The organism is Mesorhizobium sp. B263B2A (assembly GCF_020165775.1).
Classification (GTDB): Bacteria; Pseudomonadota; Alphaproteobacteria; order Rhizobiales; family Rhizobiaceae; genus Mesorhizobium; species Mesorhizobium opportunistum.
In genome coordinates this window covers 1-2,803 of record NZ_JAIUIU010000059.1, presented here as the reverse complement: position 1 = coordinate 2,803, position 2,803 = coordinate 1, and the positions used below count along the sequence as shown (strand labels likewise).

Below are 2,803 nucleotides of genomic sequence, written 5' to 3'. Positions count from 1 at the left end.
GGGGGGGGGGGGCCCCGGCGCCGCCCCCACCCCGCTGCTTCGCAGCGACCCTCCCCACGAGGGGGCGGGTGAGAGCATCTTACTCGGCGAGCAATTCCCTCAGCGCCATGCGCTTGTAGGCATCCACCAGTCTGTCGCCCTCCTGCCGCTCGACCGAGATCGCCAGCCGCATCGCGGCTTCGCCCATCTGCCAGACAAGAAACGCCGTGGTCTCCAGCGTCTCTGGATCGGCGCCGGGACGCAATCGCTTCAGCACCGCCACAAGGAATTCAGCGTTGGCGCGGCTGTCGGCGAGTTCCAACTGGCGCAGCGCCTTGTCGGCCTGCGTGCCCGACCAGATGTCGCGCATCACCGGCTCGGCCAGGAACAGCCGGTAGTAGATGTCGACCAATTCCGAGAAAGCCCGCCTTAGGCCTTCTGCATCACTGACATCCTTGAGCGCCGCTGAAATGCAGGCCTGGCTCTCGGCGGTGTAGCGCTCGGCCAGCGCCCAGATGATCGCCCGCTTGTCGGGAAAGAACTGGTAGAGCGAGCCGATCGACACGCCTGCCCGTTCCGCCACCTCGCCCATGCGCACAGCATCGCTGCCTTGTTCGGCGATCAGCGCCGAGGCGGCGGCCAGCATGCGCTCGACCCGCTCGCGGCTGCGCTGCTGGCTTGGCGCGCGCCGTGGCGACGCAAGCTGTGCCTGCGGCGAAACAGGCGCTGCGGTATCCTCCATGATGGCTCCGATTTCAACAAAATGGCCAGGCAATGGCTTGACTCGAAAAATACGAGGGTTTATCACGTTTTGCAAATGTGAGGATTACTCATATTTTCTGGAGCAACTGACATGATCGCGAAATCTCTCTCCACGTTGATCTTCTTCGCCGCAATCGGCTCGGGCGTCGTCGGCGGCGTCTTCTTCGCCTTTTCCAACTTCGTCATGCCGGCGCTCGCCCGTTTGCCGTCGGCGGGCGGCATCGCCGCGATGAACTCGATCAACGTCACCGTCATCACCCCGGCTTTCATGACCGCACTTTTCGGCACCGGACTGATCTGCCTCGTGCTTATCGCCGGCGCCATCATCGGCTGGAGCCAGCCGGGCTCGTTCTGGCTTCTCGCTGGCGCGCTGATCTATCTCGTCGGCAACCCGATCGTGACCATGGTCTTCAACGTGCCGCTCAACGATGCATTGGCGGCCGTCAACCCGGCCAGCAGCGAAGGCGCGACGCTGTGGTCCCGCTACCTTGATGAATGGGTGATGTGGAACCATGTCCGCGCCGTCACGGCAATAGCCGCAATGGCATCCTTCTGGTTCGCCGCGCGTTGACGGCAGGAGTTACTTCCGCGCCTGAAAAGTTCAGGACGATCGTCGGGAGACGCATTTTGAAGGACCAATATTCGAATATGGCCTTCGGCATGGCAATCGGAGTTGGTGTCGGCGCCGCGATCGGCACCGCCCTGGACGACCTTCCGGTAGGCATTGCCATGGGCATCGCGATTGGCGCCGCCTTCGGTGCATGGCGAGGAAAGTGACGACAGCGTCGGCGACCCCTACGCTTTTGTCTTCCGATCGGCATGACCGAGGTCGCGATCCGGGTCGACGACGTCGCGCACCAGCTGCTTCAGCTTGGCCGCATCCGGAAAGCCGCCGTCGCGCTTGCTGTCCCAGACCAGCACCTCGTTGCAGGAGATGGTGAAGATGCCGCCGGTGCCAGGCACCAGCGTCACTTCGCCGAGATCCGTGCCGAAGGTGGAGAGCAGCTCCTGCGCCATCCAGCCGGCACGCAGCAGCCACTGGCACTGCGTGCAATAGGTGATGCGGATGCCGGGTAGCCGCTTTTCGTCCACACTAGGTTGAGCTGCGCTCATGCCGCGCTGAGCTTGGCCAGCGTCGCCTCATCGACTTCGAAGTTGGCGTAGACGCTCTGCACGTCGTCGTCATCCTCGAGCGTGGCGACCAGCTTCATCAGCGACTGTGCGCGCTCCTCGTCGACCGGAACGGTGTTCTGCGGCTTCCAGATCAGCTTGACCGATTCCGCTTCGCCGAGCGAGGCTTCCAGTGCCTTCGACACCTCGCCGAGGCTCTCGAAGGCACAATAGATCGTATGGCCTTCCTCGTCCGACTCCACATCGTCGGCGCCGGCTTCGATTGCCGCGTCCATGACCTTGTCGGCACTGCCGGCCGACACCGGATAGTAGATCTCGCCGGCACGATCCCACATGAACGACACCGAGCCGGTTTCACCCATCGCCCCGCCGGCCTTTGTGAAGGCGGCGCGCACGTTCGAGGCCGAGCGGTTGCGGTTGTCGGTCAGGGCCTCGACGATGACGGCGACGCCACCGGGGCCATAGCCCTCATAGCGCACGGCTTCATAGTTTTCGGCATCGCCCATCGAAGCCTTGTTGATGGCGCGCTGGATGTTGTCCTTCGGCATCGACACCGCCTTGGCGTTCTGGATCGCCAGGCGCAGGCGCGGGTTCATCGAAGGATCGGGCGTTCCGCTCTTGGCGGCAACGGTGATTTCGCGCGCCAGCTTGGAAAACATTTTCGACCGCACCGCGTCCTGGCGGCCCTTGCGGTGCATGATGTTCTTGAACTGTGAATGGCCAGCCATGGCACCCCTGTCGTGTTCGGCTAGAGCACACTGCGACGAGGTGGCTCACCTCGCTTTTGCAAAATGCTCGAATTCAAAATTTCAGAGCGTCCCGGGTGCAACTCGCGGAAGCACGGCGTTCTCTGTCGGAATGGCCGGCTTATAGATAAATCGGCTCGGTGTCGTTCATGTGGGATCGTGCCGGCGAGATCTACTATCCGGTG

Annotated in this window: 5 protein-coding genes; 2 read left to right on the top strand and 3 right to left on the bottom strand. The window is 63.0% G+C overall.

The features are described 5' to 3' along the window. Positions 1 to 79: 79 nt before the first annotated feature. Positions 80 to 721 (bottom strand): TetR/AcrR family transcriptional regulator, encoded by a 642-nt coding sequence (locus LB568_RS33345; protein WP_224732396.1) that lies wholly within the window; start codon positions 719 to 721, stop codon positions 80 to 82. A gap of 111 nt (positions 722 to 832) precedes the next feature. On the opposite strand from LB568_RS33345, the gene LB568_RS33340 reads away from it, so the two are divergent. Together LB568_RS33340 and LB568_RS33635 are read left to right on the top strand one after the other, a co-directional pair. After that, positions 833 to 1,312, top strand: coding sequence for a DUF1772 domain-containing protein (locus LB568_RS33340; protein ID WP_224732395.1), 480 nt, complete (start codon positions 833 to 835; stop codon positions 1,310 to 1,312). A 77-nt stretch (positions 1,313 to 1,389) separates the two neighbouring features. Next, complete coding sequence (locus LB568_RS33635; protein ID WP_263497378.1) at positions 1,390 to 1,518, top strand: hypothetical protein; 129 nt, start codon at positions 1,390 to 1,392, stop codon at positions 1,516 to 1,518. 18 nt (positions 1,519 to 1,536) lie between these two features. Here LB568_RS33635 and LB568_RS33335 read toward each other — a convergent pair whose 3' ends face one another. Further along, entirely contained in the window at positions 1,537 to 1,854 is a 318-nt protein-coding gene (locus tag LB568_RS33335) for a SelT/SelW/SelH family protein (RefSeq protein WP_224732394.1), read from the bottom strand. After that, positions 1,851 to 2,600: a YebC/PmpR family DNA-binding transcriptional regulator gene (locus LB568_RS33330; RefSeq protein ID WP_224732393.1), complete on the bottom strand. Its 750-nt coding sequence runs from the start codon at positions 2,598 to 2,600 to the stop codon at positions 1,851 to 1,853. The genes LB568_RS33335 and LB568_RS33330 overlap by 4 nt, the downstream gene beginning before the upstream one ends. Between the last annotated feature and the right edge of the window lie 203 nt (positions 2,601 to 2,803).

Bases quoted from the DNA above. Each gene is read 5' to 3' on its own strand.
- LB568_RS33330 (WP_224732393.1), bottom strand. From the start codon at position 2,600: ATGGCTGGCCATTCACAGTTCAAGAACATCATGCACCGCAAGGGCCGC.
- LB568_RS33345 (WP_224732396.1), bottom strand. From the start codon at position 721: ATGGAGGATACCGCAGCGCCTGTTTCGCCGCAGGCACAGCTTGCGTCG.
- LB568_RS33340 (WP_224732395.1), top strand. From the start codon at position 833: ATGATCGCGAAATCTCTCTCCACGTTGATCTTCTTCGCCGCAATCGGC.
- LB568_RS33335 (WP_224732394.1), bottom strand. From the start codon at position 1,854: ATGAGCGCAGCTCAACCTAGTGTGGACGAAAAGCGGCTACCCGGCATC.
- LB568_RS33635 (WP_263497378.1), top strand. From the start codon at position 1,390: ATGGCCTTCGGCATGGCAATCGGAGTTGGTGTCGGCGCCGCGATCGGC.